Below are 16,283 nucleotides of genomic sequence, written 5' to 3' on the forward strand. Positions count from 1 at the left end.
ACCTTTTGGTTACTTTTGGGGCGTTTGCCAAAAGTGACCCGCCGTAAGGGCGGAACCCTAAGTGGCCGTTACCGCAGAAACGGATATGTACACCGCCCAACACCCCCATCGAGGCCACCACCGAAATCGCAGGCAAGCCTCGCCCCTACAGCGGTTCGAAGTTGCCTAAGGTTTCTGCCCGTACCACCTCGGCGTATACACCCACTCCCCACCTCCAGCCTTGGGAAACACACAGGTCGTGGATGACCCCACCAACACCATGGTGCGCATATCCACCTGCTCCGGTGTCAGCTCGCCCAGGGTGATAACGCGCAAGGTCTGCCCCGGACGCCCGATATCCCGCCCCAGCACCACCGGCGTATCCGCGGTGCGGTGCTGGCGCATGATCTCCAGCGCGCGCCCCAGTTGCCAAGGACGCGAACGCGAGATGGGGTTATAGAACGCCAGCGCCAGGTCGGCCTGGGACGCCAGGTCCAGGCGCTTCTCGATGATTGCCCAGGGCTTGAGGTTGTCCGACAGCGACAGCACGCAGAAGTCGTGGCCCAGGGGCGCGCCAGCCTGGGCCGCGGTGGCCAGGGAAGCGGAAACCCCGGGAAGGATTTCCAGCTCGACCTGATGCCAGCCCGGATCGCTGGATTCGTGCAGCGCTTCCAGCACCGCCGCGGCCATGGCGAAGACCCCCGGGTCGCCGGAGGACACCACCACCACCGAACGGCCTTGGGCGGCGAGCTCGAAGGCGTGACGGGCACGCTGCATTTCTTCGCGGTTGTCGGTGCAGTGCAGGACCTGGTCGGCGCGGAACGGGCCGGCCATGCGCACATAAGTTTCGTAGCCGAGGATATCGTTGGCCCGCGCCAGTTCGGCTTTCACCGCCGGCACCATCAGCTCGGCGGCGCCAGGGCCCAGGCCGATCACCGCCAGGCGGCCACGGGGGCGGCCGATCTGCTGCGGGTCCAGCGGCTGGCTGGCCACGGCAATGGCGATGTCTTCACCGACACTGAGCGGCGGCAGCAATTGCGGAACCGCCTGTTGCGCCAGTTCGGCCACGCTGCTGGCGGCCGGGGCGAAACGCAAAGGTACGCCCAGCTCGGCGGCGGCTTCGCGCAAGGCCGGGCCGGCCATCTCGGTATCGGCGGCCAGCAGGCAAGCGACGGACTGCACGGCGATTTTGGCGGTGTGCAGGGCGGCTCGCAGATGCGCGGCGAGTTCGGGGCCGCTATCGCGAGCAAGCTCGCTCCTACAGGTGAGGGCGATGAGGACGCTGCGCGGATAGATCAGCAGCTCATTGGCGGATGGCTCGCACTCGGCGGAGCCGACGCGAATGGTCAGCCGGGCCTGTTGGTCTTCCGGCAACTTGGCTTCGGCCAGCCAGGGCGCGGCGCCTTCGATGCGCACGCTTTCACCGCCCAGCAGATCGGAGACAAAACGCTTGCCCAGCTCCAGATCACCCAGGGCATAGCCGCTCGGTGGGTTGAGCAGGCAGGTGCCGAAGCGCAGCTCGCCGCTGGTGGTGATTGCCGCCGCCACACCCAGGCCGGCGGCGATTTCCCGGGCCATGACGTTCACTCCGCCCAGGCCACCGAGCAACGGCACCACGGCGCTGCCGTCTTCGGCCACGGCCAGCACCGGCGGCTCCACGCCCTTCTCCAGCAGCAGCGGCGCCAGGGTGCGGATGACGATGCCCGCGGCGCACAGGGCGATGATCGGCGTGTCCTGTTGATACAGCTGACGCAGGGTCGCACCAAACTCCTGGTACGGGCGGTCGGCGCCCTCGACCCGTTCGGCCAGGCCGTGGATCAGCGCGTCCGGGTACAGCTGCTGAAGTTTGCGCGCAGTCGCCAGGCTGCCTTGGCCAAGGATGACGATGGCCGGTGCGGGACGGGCCATCAACCTTGCCACCTTTCACCGGGCACGATGATCAACGAGAAATACGGCGAGGACATCGGCTGCACTTCATCCAGCGGCACGATCTTCTGGTTGGCCATGGTCGCGCGCTCGACATACAGCGCGCGCTCGGCCAGGCCCAGCTCTTCGAGCACCTGGCGCACCTTGGGGAAGTTGCGCCCCAGCTTCATCACCACCGCCGCGTCGGCATCGGCCAGGCGGCGCTTGAGTTCGTCATGGGGCAACACGCCGGAGAGCACCGACAGGCTCTGGTTGCGATACACCAGCGGCGCGCCCAGCACCGAGGCGCCACCGAGCATCGAGCACACCCCCGGCACCACTTCGGCCGGGTAACGCTCGGCCAGGCGGTCGTGCAGGTACATGTAGGAGCCGTAGAAGAACGGGTCGCCTTCACAGATCACCGCCACGTCGCGGCCGGCGTCCAGATGCTTGGCCAAGTCTTCGGCGGCGCTGTCATAGAAGTCGCTGATCACTTGCTCGTAGGACAGCGGCGCCGGCAGCACTTCGGTGGTCACCGGGTAGACCAGCGGCACCAGGGTCTGCGCGCCTTGCAGGTGCGCTTCGATGATGCCGAAGGCATTGCCCTTTTTACCCTTGGCGACGAAGTACGCCACCACCGGCGATTCGCGCAGCAGGCGCAGGGCCTTGACGGTAATCAGTTCCGGATCACCGGGGCCGACGCCCAGGCCGATCAAACGTCCAGGTTGCTGCATCATTCGATCTCCGTGGCCAGGGCGTTGACGGCGGCGGCGGCCATGGCGCTGCCGCCCAGGCGACCTTGCATGATCACAAAAGGCACGCCGCGGCTGTCGGCGGCGAGCATCGCCTTGGACTCGGCCGCGCCGACGAAGCCTACCGGGAAGCCGAGGATCAGCGCCGGTTTCGGCGCACCGGCGTCGAGCATTTCCAGCAGGTAGAACAGCGCGGTCGGGGCGTTGCCGATCACCACCACGCTGCCCTCCAGGTACGGCCGCCACAGCTCCAGGGCCACCGCCGAGCGGGTGTTGCCCAGCTCGCGGGCCAGCTCCGGCACGCTTTCGTCGCGCAGGGTGCAGATCACCTGATTGTTCGCCGGCAGACGCGCACGGGTAATGCCTTCGGCCACCATGCGCGCATCGCAGAGAATCGGCGCGCCAGCGGCCAGGGCAGCGCGCCCGGCCTTACCCGCGCCTTCGGAGAACTGCAGGCCGTCGATGGCATCGACCATGCCGCAGGCGTGGATCACCCGCACCGCGAGCTTTTCCAGGTCCGAGGGGATGCGATCGAGCCTGGCCTCCTCGCGAATGATCGCGAAGGAGTTGCGATAGATCTCCTGACCGTCGCGGATGTAATCAATCATGGGTGTTGCTCCGTGGGCGGGCATCGAGCAATGCGCCGGCCGCTTCAAGGGAAAGGTTGCGTGCGTGCAGCGTGCCGAAACCCGGCTGCGCGGCATCGCGAAAATAGAGGTCGTAACGACCGGGGGCGACAGCCAGCAAGGTAGCCGGTGCCACATGGGCGGCGGCGCAGGAACGCGAGCAGCCGGACAGGTGCACGTCCAGCTGATGGCTGTGGCGCTGGAGCAAGGCAGCCAGCTTCACCGCGTCGCCCTTGGTGTCGGCCAGGGCCTTGCCGCAGCCGCTGGAACCGGTGCAGGCAATCAGGTGGGCCAGGGGCTGCTCTGGCGAGCAGAGAAACCCCAGCTGTTGCAGGCAGCGCGTGACCTCAGGCGCGTCTTCGGCCCGCAGGTTTGGCAGCAACAGGCTCTGCCAGGGGGTGAACCTCAGGCTGCCGTCGCCCCATTGCTCGGCCAGCTGCGCCGCGCCGCGCAGCATCGACGGGGCCAGCCGCCCCAGGGGCGTGACGGCACCGACATAGACCTGGCCCGGTTGCCGCTGTGGATAAGTGCCGATATGCAGCGGCTCGGAAGGGGCCACGCGCTGCCAATCACCCACCCTGATCACCGGCCCCGGCAAGCGCGCGGACACCTGCGCCAGCAGCTCCTCCGCCGAGTACTCCGCCAACAGCTGGCGCATGCGGGTCTGTTCGGGGCGGGCCAGGTCGAGGAACAGCTCCAGCACCGCCACCACCAGGGCCAGCCCATCCTCCAGCGCCACGCTGGCCAGGGGCCGGTCCCCTGGGCAGCCGGCCAGGCCAAAGGCCAGCCAGGGCTCGCCCGCGCCTTCGAACGCCGAAAGCCACAGGTCATGGGGGTGTTCCAGCATGGCCAGGGCCTCGCCACCGTCGAGTTGCACGGCGAACTTGGGCGACAACTCATGAAAGCGCGGATGGCTTTGCACAGTGGCGAGAATCTGCCCGGCCAGGGGACGGGTGTCGACGATCATCTGCCGGTCGATCCCGGCCGTGGGGCTGAGCATCAGGTTGCGCACGTCATCGCCGGCCGCGGTGGTCGGCCCCAGGCCGGCGGCCAGCAGCTCGGCAATCAGCGCCTGATGTTCGGCGCCGATCCCGCGAATCTGCAGGTTGGCGCGGTTGGTCGCCTCGATCACCCCTCCGGCATAACGCTCGGCCGCAGCAGCCACCGCGCGGGCCTGGGCGGCGCTGATCGCCCCGCCGGCCAGCTTGATCCGGCAGATACCGCCGTCCAGTGCCGGGACGATACGCAGCAACCCCGGACAGGCCGAGGGGCGTAAGGCGGTGGACATCGGGCGTTCGTTCAAGGGGGTGACCGGCTGTGTGGGAAAGGCGCTTCGCGGGCGAAGGCGCGGTATTATGCCTGCTTTGTCCGAAGGCATGAAAAGCCTGCCTGTCGGAAGAACAGGTTTTACCCTCGAGGAATAGCGATGTCGCCCTGGCTGACAGTAGTGGGAATCGGTGAAGACGGCTTCAAGGGCCTGGGCAAGAACGCCCGGCGGGCCCTGATGGGCGCTTCGCGGATCGTCGGCGGCCAGCGGCAACTGGACCTGTTGCCGGTGTGCATCCGCGGCGAGCGGCAACTGTGGCCGAGCCCATTCTCGCTGGAGCCGGTGCTGGCCAAGCGCGGCGAGCCGGTGTGCGTGCTGGCCAGCGGCGACCCGATGTTGTTCGGCGTCGGCGCCAGCCTGGCGCGGCAGGTGGCTCATGAAGAAATGCACGTCCTGCCCTCGCCTTCCTCTTATTCACTGGCGGCCGCGCGCCTGGGCTGGCCGCTGCAAGAGGTGGTGACGCTCTCGGTGGTCGCCCGCCCCGTGGCCGCCCTCAGCGCCCAGCTGTTCAGCGGCGTGCGCCTGCTGGTCCTGAGCAATGACGGCCTCAGCCCCTCGGCCATCGCCGCGCTGCTGCGCGAACGCGGCTTCGGCCCAAGCCGGCTCAGTGTGCTCGAGCACCTGGGCGGCGAGGCCGAGCGACGGACCGACGGCACCGCCAACGACTGGAGCGACCCGGCCATCGCCGATCTCAACCTGGTGGCCATCGAATGCCTGGCCGAACCCGATACGCCGCGCCTGTCGCGCCTGGCCGGCTTGCCCGACTCGGCCTTCCAGCATGACGGCCAGCTGACCAAGCGCGACGTCCGCGCCATTACCCTGGCCCGCCTGGCCCCGGTGCCCGGCGAACTGTTGTGGGATGTCGGCGCCGGCAGCGGCTCGATCGGCATCGAGTGGATGCGCGCGCACCCCAGCTGCCGGACCCTGGCCATCGAGGCCGACCCAGGCCGCCAGCAACTGATCGAACACAACCGCGACGCCCTCGGCGTGCCCGGCCTGCAACTGGTTCGCGGCAGCGCGCCCCAGGCGCTGGATGGCCTGGAAGCCCCGGACGCGATCTTCATCGGCGGCGGCGTGACCCGCCCCGGCGTGCTCGACGCCTGCTGGGCCCGGCTCAAGCCCGGTGGCCGGCTGGTGGCTAACGCCGTGACCCTGCAAAGCGAAACGACCCTGATGGCCTGGCGCGAACGGCATGGCGGCGAGCTGACCCGCATCCATGTCGCCCAGGCCCTGCCGCTGGGGGACTTCGACACCTGGCGCCAGGCCCTGCCCATTACCTTGCTCGACCTCGTCAAACCGCTATGAGCATCCTGCCCTCCCCTGTAGGAGCGAGCGTGCTCGCGATCCAGACCACGCGGTCCGTCTGGCGGACGCTATCGCGAGCAAGCTCGCGCCTGCACAAGGCCGCGCGGCATGCGTGAAGAAACGGCGGAACAACCGGCCCCGCTGCGCAGCGGCCTGACCACCGGCAGCTGCGCCACCGCCACCAGCCTGGCGGCGGCGCGCCTGTTGCTCGGCGGCGCCAGCAGCGACGCCGTGGAGATCGTCCTGCCCAAGGGCAAGCAGGTGCAGATGCGCCTGGAATTCTGCCGCCTCACCGACACCGGCGCCGAAGCCGGCACGATCAAGGATGCCGGCGACGACCCCGACGTGACCCACGGCGCCCTGCTCTACTCCCAGGTGCGCCTGAGCCCGGACAGCGGCATTCGTTTCATCGCCGGCCAAGGCGTGGGCACCGTGACCCGCCCGGGGCTGGTGCTGGGCGTGGGCGAACCGGCGATCAATCCAGTGCCGCGCCGGATGATCAGCGAGCACCTGGCAACCCTGGCCCGGGAACAGGGTTACCAGGGCGGCTTCGAGGTCACGGTCAACGTCGAGGATGGCGAAGCCCTGGCGCTGAAAACCATGAACCCGCGCCTGGGCATTCTCGGCGGCCTGTCGATCCTCGGCACCAGCGGCATCGTGCGGCCGTTTTCCTGCGCGGCCTATATCGCCTCGATCCACCAGGGCATCGATGTCGCCAAGACCAACGGCTACCTGCACATCGCCGCCTGTACCGGCAATGCCAGCGAAGACACCATGCGCCGCGTCTACGACCTGCCGGAAATCGCCCTGATCGAAATGGGCGACTTTGTCGGCGCCGTGCTCAAGCACCTGCGCAAAGTGCCGGTGGACAAACTCAGCCTGTGTGGCGGCTTCGGCAAGATCAGCAAGCTCGCGGCCGGGCACATGGACCTGCACAGCCGCCACTCCAGCATCGACCTGCCACAACTGGCCGAATGGGCCGCGGCGGTCGGCGCCGACCCGGCGCTGCAAGACGCCATACGTGGCGCCAACACCAGCCAGCAAGCACTGGCCATGGCCAGCGCCGCCGGCATCGCCCTGGGCGACGCGGTGTGCCAGCACGCCCTGGACTTCGCCCGGAGCGTGGTGCCGCCACAGGTCCAGGTCGAAGTCTTCGCCATCGATCGCCAGGGCGGCATCGTCGGCCATGCCGGAGCTTTTCGATGAAACCCATACTGCTGCTGGGCGGCGTGACCGAGGCCCTGGCCATCGCCCGGACCCTGGGACCGGAGCACATCTATAGCCTGGCGGGCATCGGGCGCGTGCCCGCAGACCTGGACTGCCAGGTGCGGGTCGGCGGCTATGGCGGCGCCGAGGGCTTGGCCCGGTTCATCCGCGAGCAAGGCATCGAGCTGCTGCTGGACGCCACCCACCCCTACGCCGCCCAAATCAGCCAGAACGCCGCCACGGCCGCGCAGCTGTGTGGCATCCCCTGCTGGGCCCTGCGCCGACCGGCCTGGCAAGCACAGGCCGGCGACGACTGGCGCGAAGTCCGCGACTGGGCCGAACTGGTCCAGGCACTCGAACCCTTCAAGCGCCCGCTGTTCACCCTGGGCCGCGAACCCTTGCAGCATCTGCATGAGATCCCCTCCGGGCAGTTCTGGACCCTGCGCGCCCTCGACCCGTACCCCGGCAATGACCGGTGCGAAGTGATAGGCGCACGCGGCCCCTTCCTGATCGACAGCGAGCGCGAGCTGTTCGAACGCCGCCGTATCGACGTGCTGATCAGCAAGAACAGCGGCAGCAGCGCCACCGAACCCAAGCTGGAAGTGGCGCGCGAGCGTGGGGTGCCGGTGCTGATCCTACAACGGCCGTCGTTGCCAGCCGTCGATCGGGAATTCCATGACCTGGGCGAGTTGCTCCAGGCCCTGCGCTGACCGCCTGGCCGCGCAAAACCCGGCCGATACATCGAGTTACCAAGTCCCCCGCTGAACGGTAGGACGCAGCCCTGGCCGCCGCGCCACGGGAGCTTCGCGTATTGAAGACAGAGGAAACACTTGCGGCGTTGGCCACGGACAGGCTTTGCGGCACGATCAAAGGCCTATCCATATAGTAACTTATTTGTTACCTTTAAGGCCGACGATGATCACAGTCGAGGAATACCAGCAAGAGAACCAGCGCAGCCCCTTCGGTCGCTGGTTCGAAACGCTGGATACCCAGGGTTTCCACCGCGCTGCTGCGCCTGGAAATGGGCAACACATCCAACATCAAGTGGTTCGACGGGCTTGGCGAATACCGCATCGATTGGGGCCCCGGCTACAGGATCTACCTGATCCAGGAAGGCCGGCACCTGGTGATCCTGTTTGGCGGTGGCGACAAGTCCACCCAGCAGGCCGACATCAGGCAGGCGAAGAAACTGATCGCCGAATTCCATCACCGCAAGAAGGCCGAACTGAAAACGAGGTGACACCCATGGCACTGACTCGAAGCTTCAAGCACAGCATTGCCGAACGCGCCGAGCGCGATCCGGCGTTTTCCCAGGCGCTGCTGGACGAGGCTGCTACGCTGTTTCTCAACGGCGAACCGGAGATGTCGCGGATCATTCTGCGCGACCTGGTCAACGCCACCGTCGGCTTCGAAGCCCTGGCCCGCGAGACCGCCAAGCCCAGCAAGAGCCTGCATCGCATGCTGTCCGCCAGCGGCAACCCGAGCATGGACAACCTGGCCGCGATCTTCGCCGCCATCCGCGCCAAGCTCGGCGTGGCCATCGAGGTCCGCGCGGTACCGGCTCACTGAGGAACGGCCAATCCAGGTGGCGCTGCGACACCACACCGCACGGCGCCTTTTTACTTATCCACAGCGATCAGGCTAAATACCCCCCTGTTCGCTCAACCTGACGGATCGTCACCATGTCCCGACAACGGCTCGCATTTGCCTGGATCGCCTGCTTCGCAGTGCTGTTCAACATGCTTGCCATGCCGCTTTCGGGAGCCATGCAGCAGACCGATCGAGCACCTGCCGAGCAACTGTTGTGGGGCAGCTTCTGTTCCTCCAACGGCACCAAGCTGGTGGCGATCTCCCTGGGCAAGCTGGAACAGCAAGCCCCGCAGAACGACGATCACTCCACCATGCAGCACTGCTGGTGCTGTTCCGGCTCGGCGCCCCTGGTCGCCCTGCCAGGCCATGCGCCGCAGTTGTATTTCGCCCGTTTCGAGTCCAACCGCAGCGTCGCGCCACCCGCGCTGGTCATGCCCACGCCACGCCAGCAATGGCCGAGCCTCAATCCCCGCGCTTCACCTCTGGCCTGATTCCACCTCGCAATTGATCTGCGTGTCGAATCGTTCTGGAGAACTGCCATGTTGAAATCCGTACAGGCCCTGCAAGCCCTGCTGCTGGCCGCCCTGCTGTTGCCCGCTGGTTTTGCCGCCGCCCATGAATACCAGGCTGGCGAGTTGCAGATTGCCCATCCCTGGTCACAGGAGCTGCCGCCCAACGCACCGACGGTGGCGGCCTATTTTGTCATTCACAACACCGGCAAGAATGCCGACCGCCTGCTCGGCGTCGACTCGCCGATCTCGGGCAAGGCCGAGCTGCATGAACACGTGCAGCAGGGCGACCTGATGAAAATGCAGCAGGTGCCCAACGTGGCGATCGCCCCAGGTGCGACCGTCACCTTCGCGCCCATGGCCTATCACGTGATGCTGCTGGAGCTCAAAGATCGCAGCCTGCTCAGCGACGGCAAGCGCTTCCCCCTGACCCTGCACTTCGAGAAATCCGGCGACGTCACGGTCGAGGTGGCGGTGCAGAAGCAGGCGCCCGCGGGCAGCCAGGAACACATGCACGCCCAATAAGCCCCGGCCGTCATTACCGTGAACGCCTTGCGCTCGCCTGGCACCCGGCGATCCGTGCGCACGCCCCTGAAAGTACGGCGTGGCAGCTGGATCAGCCTGTTCGCCATGCTGATGATCTTTATCGGTCCGCTGATTTCCCAGTCGATGCCGATGGATCAGGCTGTGCCGATGAACATGTCCATGTCGATGGACATGAACATGGGCGAGCCCGGCTGCCACGGTGAAAACCCTCACGGCACGGAGCACGGCAAGGTCCAGGGCGAACACCATGCGCTCTGGGAAAAATGCGGTTATTGCAGCCTGCTGTTCAACTGCCCGGCACTGCCTGGCAGCCTGTCGTTCACGGCGCTCGACAGTTCGCCGTCCAGCCACTTCCTCACCCCCTCGCCGCGCCTGGGCCATGCCCGGCAGACCGTGTTCCCCGGCGCCCGGACCCGCGCGCCACCTGTCATTGCGTAAACCCCTCAACCGCACTTCACCCGGCCGACTGTAGAAAAGACAGCCGCAGGCTGCTGGCCGTGTTGTTTACGAAATGATTGATGGAACCTTTATGTCCAGGTTTTCTGCTGACACTCGCCTGTGCTCCGCCCAGGCCCCCGCTACCTTTGCCCTGAACGAACCTCGCGTACGTTTCAGCCACGCCATCGCCCTGCTCTGCGGCGCCCTGCTCACGCCGCTGGCCCTGGCGGCCGAGCAACCGGTGGATCACAGCCAGCATGGCGAAGAACTGAGCCCGACGGTGATCACCGCCATCGCCCCCAGCTCACCGCTGACCGTGGTCACCAACCCCAAGGATCCGCGCCAGCCGGTCCCGGCCAGCGATGGCGGCGACTACCTCAAGACCATCCCCGGCTTCGCCCTGGTGCGCAACGGCGGCACCAACGGCGACCCGGTGCTGCGCGGCATGTTCGGCTCGCGCCTGAACATCCTCACCAACGGCGGCATGATGCTCGGCGCCTGCCCTGGCCGCATGGACGCGCCGACCTCCTATATCTCGCCGGAAACCTACGACAAGCTGACGGTGATCAAGGGTCCGCAAACCGTGCTCTGGGGGCCGGGCGCTTCGGCTGGGACCATCCTCTTCGACCGCGAGCCGGAAAACTTCGGCGAGCTGGGTACCCGGGTCAACGCCAGCGTCCTGGCCGGCTCCAACGGCCGCTTCGACAAGGTGGTGGATGCCGCCGCCGGCGGACCGCTGGGTTACGTGCGGGTGATCGGCAACCAGGCCCATTCCGACGACTACAAGGACGGCAACAACGACACCGTGCCGTCGCGCTACGACAAGTGGAACGGTGACGTGGCCCTGGGCTGGACCCCGGACGCCGACACCCTGCTGGAACTCACCGCCGGCAAGGGCGACGGCGAAGCGCGTTACGCCGGGCGCGGCATGGACGGTTCGCAGTTCAAGCGGGAAAGCCTGGGCCTGCGTTTCGAGCGTTCCAATATCGGCGAGGTGCTGGATAAGGTCGAGGCGCAGGTCTACTACAACTACGCCGACCACGTAATGGACAACTACAGCCTGCGCACGCCGTCCGGCACCGGGATGATGGCCGGCCCCATGGCCAGCAACGTCGACCGCCGCACCCTCGGCGCGCGGATCAAGGCCACCTGGCGCTGGGCCGATGTGCAGTTGATCAGCGGTATCGACGCGCAGACCAACGAGCATCGCCAACGCAGCGCCATGGGTATCGACACCTACAAGGACCAGCCGCGCACCAAGGACGCTGACTTCCATAACTACGGCGCGTTCGGCGAGCTGACCTGGTACGCCGCCGACCGCGACCGGCTGATCAGCGGCGCCCGAGTGGACCGCGCCTCGGCCAAGGACTACCGCCAGAGCATCGGTTCCGGAATGATGGCCCGGCCCAACCCGACCGCCGGCGATACCCGCGCCGACACCCTGCCCAGCGGTTTCATCCGCTACGAGCATGACCTGGCCGACAGCCCGACCACGGTCTATGCCGGCCTCGGCCACGCGCAACGCTTCCCGGATTACTGGGAGCTGTTCTCGCCGAAAATGGGCCCGGCCGGATCGGTCAACGCCTTCGATTCGATCAAGCCGGAAAAGACCACCCAGCTCGACTTCGGCCTGCAATACAAGACCGCGGAACTGGAAGCCTGGGCCTCGGGCTACATCGGCCAGGTACGCGACTACATCCTGTTCAACTACCGCCCCGGGATGATGGGCATGACCTCGCAAGCCGAGAACATCGACGCCCGCATCATGGGTGGCGAACTCGGCGCGGCCTACAAGCTGACCGACAACTGGAAGGCCGACGCCACCCTCGCCTACGCCTGGGGCAAGAACAGCAGCGACGGCTCGCCGCTACCGCAGATGCCGCCGCTGGACGCGCGTTTCGGCCTGACCTACAGCGCGGACAACTGGAGCGCAGGCGCCCTGTGGCGAGTGGTGGCGGCGCAGAACCGCATCGATGAAAACAAGGGCAACGTGGTCGGCAAGGACTTCGGCAAGAGCGGCGGCTTCGGCGTGTTCTCGCTCAACGGCGCCTATCGGATCAACAAGAACCTGAAGGTCAGCACCGGCGTCGACAACCTGTTCGGTAAGGCCTACGCCGAGCACCTGAACCTGGCCGGCAACGCCGGGTTCGGCTACCCGGCCAATGACCCGCAAGCCATCAACGAGCCGGGGCGCACGCTCTGGACCAAGGTGGATCTGAGCTTCTAAACACAACAACAAATGGAACCGCTGCCGAAGGGCTGCGATAAGGCCGAAGGCCTTCAGCGCTATTGAGTACGTTGCGGCCGTTCCGGCCGATCGCAGCCTATCGGCAGCGGCCACAGAGAGTAATTGCCCATGCGGAGCGTTCCCTGATGAGCCAACCGAAAGTGTCTTTCTACAACCTGGCCTGGCGCTGGCATTTCTACGCCGGGCTGTTCGTGGCCCCTTTCATGGTGATGCTGTCCCTGACCGGGATCATCTACCTGTTCAAACCCCAGCTCGACCCGCTGATGTACGACCACCTGCTGCAAGTGCCGGCGGGGCACCACATGCTCAGCGCCGATGAACAACTCCAGCGGGTCCGGGCCGCGTATCCCCAGGGCCATGTCAAACAGTACCTGCCGCCGCTCGAAGCCGGACGCAGCGCGCAGTTCGTGGTGCAGAAGGAAGGTGGCGAACTCAATGTGTTCGTCGACCCTTACCACGGCAATATCCTTGGCGAGCAAGACGCCAAGAACAATCTGCAAGCCATCGCCCGGGCCATTCATGGCGAGCTGATGATCGGCACCCTCGGCGACCGCCTGGTAGAGCTGGCGGCGGGCTGGGGCATCGTCCTGGTGGTGTCCGGGCTGTACCTGTGGTGGCCGCGCGGCAAGTCTTCGGCCGGGGTGTTGTGGCCGCGGTTCAGCAGTCGCGGCCGTGTGCTGTGGCGCGACCTGCACGCCGTGGTCGGCTTCTGGGGCGCGGCGTTCCTGCTGGTGATGCTGCTCAGCGGCATGACCTGGACCGGCTTCTGGGGCAAGCAATACGCCGAGCTGTGGAACCGCTTCCCGGCGGCGATGTGGAATGACGTGCCCAAGTCCGACCAGCAGGCTGGCGAGCTCAACACCGCCAGCCGCCAGACCGTACCCTGGGCCATGGAAAACACTCCGCTGCCGATGTCCGGCGACCATGCCGAACACATGGCCCATGGCGCCGCGCACGAAGGTCCGGCGGCGCCCGCGGTCAGCCTGCAGCAGGTGCAGGACATCGCCACCCAGCGCCAGGTCGAAGCCGGTTACAGCATCACCTTGCCGACCAGCGCCAGCGGCGTGTTCACCATTGCCGTGTTCGCCGACGACCCGCGCAATGACGCCACCCTGCATGTCGACCAGTACACCGGCAAGGTCCTGGCCGATGTGCGCTGGCAGCAGTACAGCAACGTCGCCCGCGCCACCGAAGTCGGGGTGATGCTGCACGAAGGCAAGATGTTCGGCCCGTTCAACCAGATCGTGGTGCTGCTGATCTGCCTGATGATTCTGCTGAGCGCCGTCAGCGGCCTGGTGATCTGGTGGAAGCGTCGCCCCCAGGGGCGCCTCGGTGTACCGCCGCTGCGCCATGACCTGCCGAAATGGAAAACCGCGATGGCGATCATGCTGGCGCTGGCCGTGGCCTTTCCCCTGGTCGGGGCCTCGCTGGTGGCCGTGTGGCTGCTGGATCGCGTGCTGTTGTCGCGCTGGAACCGCTCGACTGAATCGGCCTCATCTTCATCATGAATCAGGCGAGATGCGCGGTTTAGAGGGATCTGTAGACTGCTGTCGGTTCAATTTACGACACGCACAATGTTACCTTGTAACATTAAAGTGTAAGATCCCCTACCCGCAGCCGCCCATGCTGCGGGTAACCCTCTCGAAGAAGCGACTCAGCCGCCCCGATGAACCGCCCGACAACTAAGCTCCTGGCGTCCAGCCTCTGCCTGCTGGCCCTGAATCACTCCGCCCAGGCCGACGACGCCCCCCTGATACTGCCCACCGGCACCATCAGCGCGCCTGCCATCGATACGCAGGACATCAGCCTGCACACCCCGACCACCGCCGGTTCGCGCCTGGGCCTGAGCGCCCTGCAAACCCCGGCCAGCACCGAGAGCCTGAGCGGCGAACGCATTCGCCAGCGCGGCGACCGCAGCGTGCAGGACGCGGTGTCGCGCGGCACCGGGATCAGCCGCACCGGCACGCCCGGCGACGGCGGCACTTCGCTGTCGGCGCGCGGCTTTACCGGCCAGGGTTCGGTGATGCAGTTGTATGACGGCAATCGCCTGTACAGCGGCATGGGCACCGTGACCTTCCCGGTGGACACCTGGTCGGTGGAACGGGTGGATGTACTGCGCGGCCCGGCCTCGGTGCTGTATGGCGAAGGCGCCACCGGCGCGGTGGTCAATGTGATCCCGAAGAAACCCTTCACCGGCGAGATCGAAAACCACCTGCGCCTCGGCTACGGTTCCTACGACAGCCAGCAGCAGGCCCTCGACAGCGGCGGCTCGCTGAGCGACACCCTGAGCTATCGCCTGAACCTCAACCGCCTGCGCAGCAACGGCTGGATCGATCGCGGCGACAGCGCCAGCGACTTCATCAGCGCGGCGCTGCGCTGGCAGGCCACGGACGACTTGGCGTTCACCCTCGCCCACGACTACGGCGACCAGCAGCCGATGAATTATTTCGGCACCCCGCTGGTCAATGGCCGCTTCCATGAGGGCCTGCGGGACAAGAACTACAACATCGGCAACGACAAGCAGCACTACAACGATCAGTGGACGCGCCTGACCAGCGAGTGGCAGCTCTCCGACGCCGTCAGCGCCAGCAACGAGCTGTATTACCTCAAGGCCCAGCGCCGCTGGCAGAACGCCGAAAACTACAGCTGGGACACCACTGGCCAGCAGCTTCTGCGCAGCGGCAACTTCGCCATCAAGCACCAGCAGGAGCAGGTCGGCGATCGCCAAACCTTCACCTTCAAGCACGGCCTGTTCGGCCTCGACAGCCAGACCCTGGCCGGAGTCGATTACAACCGCATCCGCTTCCAGCTCAACAGCAACTCGCCGTTCAAGGATGCGCTGCCGGATGGCCAGCCGCTGGATCTGCAACACCCGGACAAGGGACATTTCGACAGTGCCTCGGCCTATCGCCCACAGTTCCAGAGCACCACCAAACAGATGTCGGCCTTCGCCGAAAACCGTACCCAGCTGAGCGAACGCTGGTCGTTGGTGACCGGCGTGCGCCGCGACTACGTGCAGGTGGATCGCGACAACCTGGTGGACGGCAGCCAGAGCGACAAGACCCTGACCGGCAACAACTGGAAGGCCGGGCTGGTGTTCGCCCTGACGCCGGACACCTCGTTCTACGGCCAGTACGCCACCAGCACCGACGGCGTCGGCGGCCTGATTTCCCTGAGCCCGAGCCAGCAGCAATACGACCTGGCCCGCGCCCGGCAGAGCGAGATCGGCGTCAAGCAGATGTTCTGGGACCAGCGCGGCGAGTGGACCCTGGCGGCCTATCACATCGTCAAGAAGAAGCTGCTGACCGACGACCCGGGCAACCCGACGCTCAAGCAGCAGGTCGGCCAGCAATCGTCCCGCGGCCTGGAAGCCAGCCTCGAGCTGCAACTGCCCCACGCCTGGCAACTGCAAGCCAATGCCGCCATCGTCAAGGCCGAGTACGACGACTTCCAAGAACAGGTCGGCAACCAGTTCGTCTCGCGCAGCGGCAATCGCCCGGTGGACGTGCCACGGCGCACCGCCAACCTGTGGCTGAACAAGGCGGTGACCGATAACCTGCGGGCCGGTGCCGGGGTGCGTTATGTCGATGCCCGCTACGCCGACCTGGCCAACCGCAACGAGCTGCCCAGCTACACCGTGGTCGACGCGGTGCTGTCGTGGAAAGCCCTGCGCGATACCACCTTCGGTTTGCAACTGAACAATCTGTTCGACCGGCAATACGCGCAAAGCCAATACAATGAGGGCCAGCAATGGATCCTCGGCGAACCACGGTCGTTTTTCGTGACCGCCGATTACGCCTTTTAACCAATACCTGTAGCCGCCGCCGAAGGCTGCGATCGGTCTGCGCGGCA

At 66.4% G+C, this 16,283-nt stretch carries 14 protein-coding genes and 1 pseudogene; 11 read left to right on the forward strand and 4 right to left on the reverse strand.

The genetic code is table 11. The annotated features are described in order from the left end of the window. Positions 1-165: 165 nt before the first annotated feature. The 4 genes from cobJ to cobG are packed head-to-tail and all read right to left on the reverse strand — an operon-like array spanning position 166 to position 4,550. The gene (gene cobJ, locus AC07Y9_RS06270; protein ID WP_102678276.1) at positions 166-1,887 is read right to left on the reverse strand and encodes a precorrin-3B C(17)-methyltransferase; all 1,722 of its coding nucleotides are present in this window, start codon (positions 1,885-1,887) and stop codon (positions 166-168) included. Beyond that, entirely contained in the window at positions 1,887-2,618 is a 732-nt protein-coding gene (locus AC07Y9_RS06275; RefSeq protein WP_053259478.1) for a precorrin-2 C(20)-methyltransferase, read from the reverse strand. Before AC07Y9_RS06275 ends, cobJ begins: the two co-directional genes overlap by 1 nt. After that, entirely contained in the window at positions 2,618-3,244 is a 627-nt protein-coding gene (locus AC07Y9_RS06280) for a precorrin-8X methylmutase (protein ID WP_102678277.1), read from the reverse strand. The genes AC07Y9_RS06275 and AC07Y9_RS06280 overlap by 1 nt, the downstream gene beginning before the upstream one ends. Beyond that, the gene (gene cobG / locus AC07Y9_RS06285) at positions 3,237-4,550 is read right to left on the reverse strand and encodes a precorrin-3B synthase (RefSeq protein ID WP_305886813.1); all 1,314 of its coding nucleotides are present in this window, start codon (positions 4,548-4,550) and stop codon (positions 3,237-3,239) included. The genes AC07Y9_RS06280 and cobG overlap by 8 nt, the downstream gene beginning before the upstream one ends. A 138-nt stretch (positions 4,551-4,688) precedes the next feature. Here cobG and cbiE point away from each other — a divergent pair, with 138 nt between their 5' ends. From cbiE to AC07Y9_RS06340, 11 genes and pseudogenes are all read left to right on the forward strand, one after another. After that, positions 4,689-5,894 carry a precorrin-6y C5,15-methyltransferase (decarboxylating) subunit CbiE gene (gene cbiE, locus AC07Y9_RS06290; RefSeq protein ID WP_102678279.1) on the forward strand — a complete coding sequence of 402 codons (1,206 nt, stop codon included), beginning with the start codon at positions 4,689-4,691 and terminating at the stop codon, positions 5,892-5,894. Positions 5,895-6,002: 108 nt separating this feature from the next. Beyond that, positions 6,003-7,100 carry a cobalt-precorrin-5B (C(1))-methyltransferase gene (locus AC07Y9_RS06295; protein WP_102678280.1) on the forward strand — a complete coding sequence of 366 codons (1,098 nt, stop codon included), beginning with the start codon at positions 6,003-6,005 and terminating at the stop codon, positions 7,098-7,100. Further along, positions 7,097-7,810, forward strand: coding sequence for a cobalt-precorrin-6A reductase (locus AC07Y9_RS06300; RefSeq protein ID WP_087089982.1), 714 nt, complete (start codon positions 7,097-7,099; stop codon positions 7,808-7,810). Before AC07Y9_RS06295 ends, AC07Y9_RS06300 begins: the two co-directional genes overlap by 4 nt. A 205-nt stretch (positions 7,811-8,015) precedes the next feature. Continuing rightward, positions 8,016-8,340: pseudogene (locus AC07Y9_RS06305) on the forward strand (type II toxin-antitoxin system RelE/ParE family toxin). Between the two features lie 5 nt (positions 8,341-8,345). After that, a complete protein-coding gene (locus tag AC07Y9_RS06310) occupies positions 8,346-8,669 on the forward strand; it encodes a helix-turn-helix domain-containing transcriptional regulator (protein ID WP_007932872.1) in 324 nt (107 codons plus the stop codon). Between the two features lie 113 nt (positions 8,670-8,782). Beyond that, the gene (locus AC07Y9_RS06315) at positions 8,783-9,181 is read left to right on the forward strand and encodes a DUF2946 domain-containing protein (protein ID WP_102678281.1); all 399 of its coding nucleotides are present in this window, start codon (positions 8,783-8,785) and stop codon (positions 9,179-9,181) included. A 48-nt stretch (positions 9,182-9,229) separates the two neighbouring features. Then, the gene (locus tag AC07Y9_RS06320; protein WP_053259471.1) at positions 9,230-9,724 is read left to right on the forward strand and encodes a copper chaperone PCu(A)C; all 495 of its coding nucleotides are present in this window, start codon (positions 9,230-9,232) and stop codon (positions 9,722-9,724) included. A gap of 54 nt (positions 9,725-9,778) precedes the next feature. Continuing rightward, positions 9,779-10,183 (forward strand): DUF2946 domain-containing protein, encoded by a 405-nt coding sequence (locus tag AC07Y9_RS06325; RefSeq protein ID WP_087089976.1) that lies wholly within the window; start codon positions 9,779-9,781, stop codon positions 10,181-10,183. A gap of 91 nt (positions 10,184-10,274) precedes the next feature. Beyond that, positions 10,275-12,410 (forward strand): TonB-dependent copper receptor, encoded by a 2,136-nt coding sequence (locus AC07Y9_RS06330; RefSeq protein ID WP_087089973.1) that lies wholly within the window; start codon positions 10,275-10,277, stop codon positions 12,408-12,410. A 146-nt stretch (positions 12,411-12,556) separates the two neighbouring features. Next, a complete protein-coding gene (locus AC07Y9_RS06335) occupies positions 12,557-13,939 on the forward strand; it encodes a PepSY-associated TM helix domain-containing protein (protein WP_102678282.1) in 1,383 nt (460 codons plus the stop codon). Between the two features lie 158 nt (positions 13,940-14,097). Then, a complete protein-coding gene (locus AC07Y9_RS06340; protein ID WP_102678283.1) occupies positions 14,098-16,236 on the forward strand; it encodes a TonB-dependent receptor in 2,139 nt (712 codons plus the stop codon). Positions 16,237-16,283 lie beyond the last annotated feature (47 nt).

This window comes from Pseudomonas sp. GW456-L12 (genome assembly GCF_059424045.1).

Coding starts and splice junctions, on each gene's coding strand:
- AC07Y9_RS06315 (WP_102678281.1), top strand. CDS start 8,783: ATGTCCCGACAACGGCTCGCATTTGCCTGGATCGCCTGCTTCGCAGTG.
- AC07Y9_RS06320 (WP_053259471.1), top strand. CDS start 9,230: ATGTTGAAATCCGTACAGGCCCTGCAAGCCCTGCTGCTGGCCGCCCTG.
- AC07Y9_RS06300 (WP_087089982.1), top strand. CDS start 7,097: ATGAAACCCATACTGCTGCTGGGCGGCGTGACCGAGGCCCTGGCCATC.
- AC07Y9_RS06310 (WP_007932872.1), top strand. CDS start 8,346: ATGGCACTGACTCGAAGCTTCAAGCACAGCATTGCCGAACGCGCCGAG.
- cobJ (WP_102678276.1), bottom strand. CDS start 1,887: ATGGCCCGTCCCGCACCGGCCATCGTCATCCTTGGCCAAGGCAGCCTG.
- AC07Y9_RS06280 (WP_102678277.1), bottom strand. CDS start 3,244: ATGATTGATTACATCCGCGACGGTCAGGAGATCTATCGCAACTCCTTC.
- AC07Y9_RS06295 (WP_102678280.1), top strand. CDS start 6,003: ATGCGTGAAGAAACGGCGGAACAACCGGCCCCGCTGCGCAGCGGCCTG.
- AC07Y9_RS06275 (WP_053259478.1), bottom strand. CDS start 2,618: ATGCAGCAACCTGGACGTTTGATCGGCCTGGGCGTCGGCCCCGGTGAT.
- cbiE (WP_102678279.1), top strand. CDS start 4,689: ATGTCGCCCTGGCTGACAGTAGTGGGAATCGGTGAAGACGGCTTCAAG.
- AC07Y9_RS06330 (WP_087089973.1), top strand. CDS start 10,275: ATGTCCAGGTTTTCTGCTGACACTCGCCTGTGCTCCGCCCAGGCCCCC.
- AC07Y9_RS06340 (WP_102678283.1), top strand. CDS start 14,098: ATGAACCGCCCGACAACTAAGCTCCTGGCGTCCAGCCTCTGCCTGCTG.
- cobG (WP_305886813.1), bottom strand. CDS start 4,550: ATGTCCACCGCCTTACGCCCCTCGGCCTGTCCGGGGTTGCTGCGTATC.
- AC07Y9_RS06335 (WP_102678282.1), top strand. CDS start 12,557: ATGAGCCAACCGAAAGTGTCTTTCTACAACCTGGCCTGGCGCTGGCAT.